Source organism: Neisseria sp. HMSC067H09, from assembly GCF_001814135.1.
In the GTDB taxonomy this organism is placed as follows: Bacteria; Pseudomonadota; Gammaproteobacteria; order Burkholderiales; family Neisseriaceae; genus Neisseria.
In genome coordinates this window covers 1-5,669 of the sequence record NZ_KV814843.1, presented here as the reverse complement: position 1 = coordinate 5,669, position 5,669 = coordinate 1, and the positions used below count along the sequence as shown (strand labels likewise).

Annotated in this window: 4 protein-coding genes and 2 pseudogenes; 4 read left to right on the top strand and 2 right to left on the bottom strand. The window is 50.9% G+C overall.

Annotated features, from left to right (window positions below):
* Positions 1-440: 440 nt before the first annotated feature.
* Positions 441-596 (top strand): annotated as a pseudogene (locus HMPREF2954_RS13360) (IS5/IS1182 family transposase); the annotation flags it as partial.
* 147 nt (positions 597-743) lie between these two features.
* Here the strand turns inward: HMPREF2954_RS13360 and HMPREF2954_RS00220 are convergent.
* Positions 744-1,157 (bottom strand): annotated as a pseudogene (locus HMPREF2954_RS00220) (EamA family transporter); the annotation flags it as partial.
* A 48-nt stretch (positions 1,158-1,205) separates the two neighbouring features.
* On the opposite strand from HMPREF2954_RS00220, the gene HMPREF2954_RS00215 reads away from it, so the two are divergent.
* Positions 1,206-1,913 carry a 7-cyano-7-deazaguanine/7-aminomethyl-7-deazaguanine transporter gene (locus HMPREF2954_RS00215; protein WP_003755171.1) on the top strand — a complete coding sequence of 236 codons (708 nt, stop codon included), beginning with the start codon at positions 1,206-1,208 and terminating at the stop codon, positions 1,911-1,913.
* A gap of 39 nt (positions 1,914-1,952) precedes the next feature.
* Here HMPREF2954_RS00215 and HMPREF2954_RS00210 read toward each other — a convergent pair whose 3' ends face one another.
* Positions 1,953-2,849 (bottom strand): LysR family transcriptional regulator, encoded by an 897-nt coding sequence (locus HMPREF2954_RS00210; RefSeq protein ID WP_003755169.1) that lies wholly within the window; start codon positions 2,847-2,849, stop codon positions 1,953-1,955.
* Between the two features lie 356 nt (positions 2,850-3,205).
* Between HMPREF2954_RS00210 and HMPREF2954_RS00205 the strand changes: the two genes are divergently transcribed.
* Together HMPREF2954_RS00205 and HMPREF2954_RS00200 are read left to right on the top strand one after the other, a co-directional pair.
* Positions 3,206-3,568, top strand: coding sequence for a DUF485 domain-containing protein (locus HMPREF2954_RS00205; RefSeq protein WP_045075228.1), 363 nt, complete (start codon positions 3,206-3,208; stop codon positions 3,566-3,568).
* Between the two features lie 110 nt (positions 3,569-3,678).
* Positions 3,679-5,367, top strand: a complete 1,689-nt coding sequence (locus HMPREF2954_RS00200) for a cation acetate symporter (RefSeq protein WP_045075230.1) — start codon at positions 3,679-3,681, stop codon at positions 5,365-5,367.
* The last annotated feature ends 302 nt before the right edge of the window (positions 5,368-5,669 follow it).

Below are 5,669 nucleotides of genomic sequence, written 5' to 3'. Positions count from 1 at the left end.
TGTTGGGGGAAAGGCTTTTTTGCAAAGGTCTCAGTATATATAAATATAAGTATGCGCTTTAAACAAAAAAAGCAATCTCTAGGACATATCATAGCTCCACTTTTCCCAAATCTATAATTTCAAAAAATTCGGGAGGCAAAACAATAAAAGTTTTACCTCCCAAGAAAAATTTTTCCGAAATCTTCATATATCGCTCATATTTTTCAGAGTCTCTTCCTCCAATGATAAATAATTCTTTGCAGACCAGTCCTTCATCTTTTTATTTTTATGCAGACCGTAGTAGAACACTTCGTGAAAAAAATAAATGTGGCCCAAACTTGAGTAAAAATTTTTCCAACACGAACCCTAGTACACCGGCCTGGCAAACCATGGCTGGAATTTTTCTGTACCGGCTACCAAGTTTTGTTTACCTTGCTACTTTTTCTCTTCAAATGACAGCAATCGAACAAAGCTTCGGTACGCTGCACCGCAAATTCCGCTACGCCCGGGCAGCCTATTTCGGGCTGATTAAAGTGAGTGCGCAAAGCCATCTGAAGGTGATGTGTTTGAACCTGTTGAAAGCCGCTAACAGGCTAAGTGTGCCTGTTGCCGCCTAAAAGGCGGTCCGGATGCCTTATTATGAGGTATCCGGGGAGGATTAAGGGGGTATTTGGGTAAAATTAGGAGTGATTTGGGGCGAAAACAGCCGAAAACCTGTGTTTGGGTTTCAGCTGTCGGGGGAAGTGCTTTTTTGCAAAGGTCTCGGCCAAAGTCAGCACGCCGGTGGCAATCAGCCCAATGCCCAGCCATTCCTGGGAAGACGGCCATTCCTTCAACACCACTGCGAATAACGCCACCAGCACGATACTGAATTTATCCACAGGCGCGACCTTTGAGGCCTCGCCCATCTGCAAGGCCTTAAAATAAGCCAGCCAAGATGCGCCTGTGGCCAAACCCGACAATATCAGGAACGTCCAATTGCGCGCGGAAAAATCGGTCACGCCCTGCCATTTGCCCGCATAACTCAAAAATGCCGCCAAGGCAGCCAAAATAACCAATGTGCGGATAAAGGTGGCAAAATCCGAATCGATGTCCTGCAAGCCGGCTTTGGCAAAAACAGCCGTCAAAGCGGCAAAGAAAGCAGAAGCCAATGCCCAATAAAGCCAAGTATTTTCCATTTTACCGCCTTCTAATTTCAAATATTTAAACAAAAATCAAGGATTCCTATGCAAGACAACGGCTTCTCTTATGCCCAGCAACGGCATGCGCTGTTTTGGCTGGTATTGTTCCATATGCTCATTATTGCCTCAAGCAATTATTTGGTGCAATTCCCCTTCACCGTAACCCTGCCCAACGGATTTGAAGTACATTCCACTTGGGGCGCGCTGACCTTTCCGTTTATCTTTTTGGCTACCGATTTGACCGTTCGGATTTTCGGGCAGCGGCTGGCGCGGAGGATAGTATTTTTCGTCATGTTTCCCGCTCTGGCGCTGTCTTACGCATTATCCGTCTTGTTCCAAAACGGCACATGGGTCGGTTTTGCCTCTTTGGCCGTATTCATACCGTCTGTGTTCCGTATCGCCGTCGCCAGTTTTTCGGCTTATGCGGTCGGACAGATATTGGATATTTTCGTGTTCAACCGGCTGCGCCGCCTGAAATCGTGGTGGATTGCCCCTTTTTCATCAATGTTTGCCGGCAATGCAATCGACACTTTACTTTTTTTCGGCATAGCCTTTGCCGGCAGCGGCGACAAATTTATGGCTGCCAATTGGCCGCATATCGCCTTTGTTGATTATCTGTTCAAACTGGCTGTTTGCACCCTGTTTTTCCTGCCCGCCTATGGAGTATTGTTGAAAATTCTAACCGGCAGACTAACCACATTGCCGGAGGAAGACATAAGGCAGACCGCCGCCCTTGCAGAAGAACATTTGTGAAGGGGCGGGTGTTTCTGACGGGATGGATAAAGGGGTTGGTCAGGCTTTGCCGATTTCGGCCTGCCAAACTTCCAACACACAATCCAGCAGCAACAATAGGGCGTGGTCGGTGCCATATTCGTCCAGATAAACGAAATGCAGCGGCAGGCTTTGTTCGAATTCATCTATCAGGGCGACGGGTTTGCCTTGTGTGCGGGCGGCTTTGGCGGTATGTTTGGGTACCATGGCCAGTCCCGCACCATCGGCGACCAAGTCGATAATGGTTTGAGGATAATCGCAGATGATCTGCTTTTTGGGCGACAGCTTGTGGCGGTGCCAGAACTGCTGTAGGTTTTTGTGGCTGCCGGATATGCCGGACATCTCTATCCAAGTGTAGTCATTCAGGCTTTTGGGCAAACCGCGCCGCAACTTATCTTCTTCCCCATCCGGGCAAATCAAGGCGTAGGCGATGTTTTGCAGGAAACGGCATTGCAGGCTGCGTCCTTCTATGTTGCCGAGGAAAAAACCGCCGTGCAGCCGCTTTGCGGTCAGGCGTTCCAAAATTTCGCCGCTCATACCGTATTGGATGTGAAGTTGCACATCGGGACTGCGCTGTTGGATCAGGCGGGTCAGTTCGGTTACCTTGTGTGATGCTATGGGGTGGATCAGGCCGAGCTGCGCATGGGAGACGAAGTGTTCCGACAGCGTTTCGGCAAACTTTTCCAAACGGTGCTTGTGCTGCATCAGGGCTTCGGCTTCGGGCAGCAGCACTTCGCCTGCGCGGGTAAGCTGCATACCGTTGCTGGTGCGGATGAAAAGCGGCGTACCGACGTCGCTTTCTATGGCCTTGATTTGGGCGGAAACGGCCGGTTGCGACAAAAACAGCCTTTCGGCGGCCTGTGTCAGATTTTGCGTATGCGCCACAGTGATAAAGGCGCGCAATTGATTGATATCCATATATTCTTCTTTTTTCTACAGATAGAGGGCAGCGTTCTGTCTGTTTTGCCCATGTTTATCTGTGCATTTGTTTGAATTTTCTTATTTAAAATCAATTAACTACTCAGAAACCGAATTACTTCGGCCTTATTAGGCATCAACCTTTTTGATAATCCTTATCCAAATTTGCAATTACCGCGCCAAAAATATCGTTTTTAAAATTTTTTCTTTAATATTCATTAAATTGAATCAAGCCATAGGTAGTCCGGATAGGCTTAATCAGAATTTGCGATTGGCATCGGGTGCGGCTTGGACATTTAATATCTCGGCGGGCTGCCGCTTCGCAATTAAATAACCCCTACATAAGGAGCAAACCGATGGGCAAATCATCTACGGAAGAGGCCAGATTAACGGCTGAAATCCTGAATAATCCGAAATTCCAAAAAATGGCGCGGCAGAAGTCGTTGCTGGGCTGGTCGTTTTCGGCAGTAATGTTTTCCGTTTACACGGCCTTCATCTGGATCATCGGCACGCGCCCCGACCTTTTGGGACGCAAAGTTTCCGAAGGAGGCGTTACCACTTGGGGCATCTACGCCGGCATCGCCGTTATTGTATTTTCCTTCCTTATTACACTGGCGTATGTGTGGTTGGCCAACGGCTATTTCGAAAAAACCACGCGGGAGGTGGTACGTGAAGTTCAGGGGGATGCATCCTGTACTAACGTACAGGAACATGCATAAGGCACAGCTTCATGTACCTGTCCGATTGGAAAGGGATAACGCCTGTTGTTACAAAAAATCCAGATTCTACTGCCCCAAAGGGCTCAGTTTCAACCATTAAGGAAATTCCGATGAAAAAAATATACATAAAAACAATATTATATTTCATTTCGCCGATATTTGCGAATGCGGCGTATGCGGACGCGCTGACGGGTGACGTGCAGCGGCAGGCGACCAATTGGACGGCCATCGTGATGTTTTTCGTCTTTGTCGGCAGCACGCTGCTGATTACCAAGTGGGCGGCACGGCAAAACCGTTCGGCCAAGGATTTCTATACGGGCGGCGGCGGGATTTCCGGCACGCAGAACGGGCTGGCGATTGCGGGCGACTATATGTCCGCCGCGTCTTTTCTCGGCATTTCGGCAATGGTGTTTACCAGCGGCTACGACGGGCTGATTTATTCCACGGGCTTTTTGGTCGGCTGGCCTGTTGTGCTGTTTTTGGTGGCTGAGCGGCTGCGTAATCTGGGACGGTACACGTTTTCGGATGTGGCCGCCTACCGCCTGAAACAAACGCCGGTGAGGGTGTTTTCTGCCGCAGGTTCGCTTTTGGTGGTGATTCTTTATTTAATCGCGCAGGTGGTGGGTGCGGGCAAGCTGATTCAGCTTTTGTTCGGCATGAGCTACCTTTCCGCCGTGATACTGGTGGGCGTGCTGATGGTGGCCTATGTGCTGTTCGGCGGGATGCTGGCAACGACATGGGTTCAGATGATTAAGGCGGTGTTGCTGCTGGGCGGGGCGACGCTGATGGCGTTTTTTGTGTTGCAACATGCGGGGTTCAATCTGGAAACCATGTTCGGCCAGGCCGTATCGGCGCATGAAAAGGGCGAGGCAATCATGTCGCCCGGCGGGTTGGTCAAAAACCCGGTGGACGCGCTGTCGCTCGGTTTCGCACTGATGTTCGGCACGGCCGGGCTGCCGCACATTCTGATGCGCTTTTTCACCGTGCCTGATGCGCGAGAAGCACGCAAGTCGGTGGTGGTGGCTACGGGGCTTATCGGTTATTTCTACCTGCTGACGATCATCATCGGCTTTGGCGCGATTATTTTCCTGAGCCGCGACAACCCGCAGTTTTTCACGCAGGTTTTCAAAGAAGGCAAAAGCGTGTATGAAATGGTGGGCGGCACGAATATGGCGGCGGTGCACTTGGCCGGGGCTACGGGCGGCGATTTGCTGCTGGGCTTTATTTCGGCCGTTGCCTTCGCCACGATTCTGGCGGTGGTGGCGGGGCTGACGCTGTCGGGCGCATCGGCGGTAAGCCATGATTTGTACGCTTCGGTCATCCGCAAGGGCAAGGCCACGCAGCACGAAGAGATGCGGGTTTCCAAGGCGGCCACGCTGGCTTTGGGCATTGCGGCGATTGTGTTCGGGATGGCCTTTGAGAATCAGAATGTGGCCTTTATGGTCGGGTTGGCTTTCGCGTTGGCGGCATCGGCCAATTTCCCCGTGCTGATGCTCAGTATGTTTTGGAAGGGGCTGACCACGCGCGGGGCGATTGCGGGCGGTTTTGCGGGGCTGCTCGGTGCGCTGGTGCTGATTGTGCTAGGGCCGACCGTGTGGGTGAGTGTGCTGCATCACGACAAACCCGTCTTCCCCTACGGTAATCCCGCGCTGTTTACCATCCCGCTGGCCTTTATCGTGGCCTGGCTGGTGTCGCTGGCCGACAAATCGGAACAGGCCGGCTGCGACAAGGCGGGTTTTGACGCGCAGTACGTCCGTTCGATGACGGGGGTAGGCGCGGCCGAAGCGAGCGATCATTGATTTCCGTTTTTGCAGGCTGTTTTTTCAGACGGCCTGTATCGGTTTTTCATCTTGTTGTTTGACCTATGTCGGTTTTTGGCTGTATTAATGATATAGAGACCTTTGCAAAATTCCTTTTCCCCCAACAGCCGAAACCCAAACACAGGTTTTCGGCTGTTTTCGCCCCAAATCACTCCTAATTTTACCCAAATACCCCCTTAATCCTCCCCGGATACCTCATACATAAGGCATCCGGGCCACCTTTTAGGCGGCAACAGACACACTTAGCCTGAGACCTTTGCAATAACATAGGTTACTAAAAT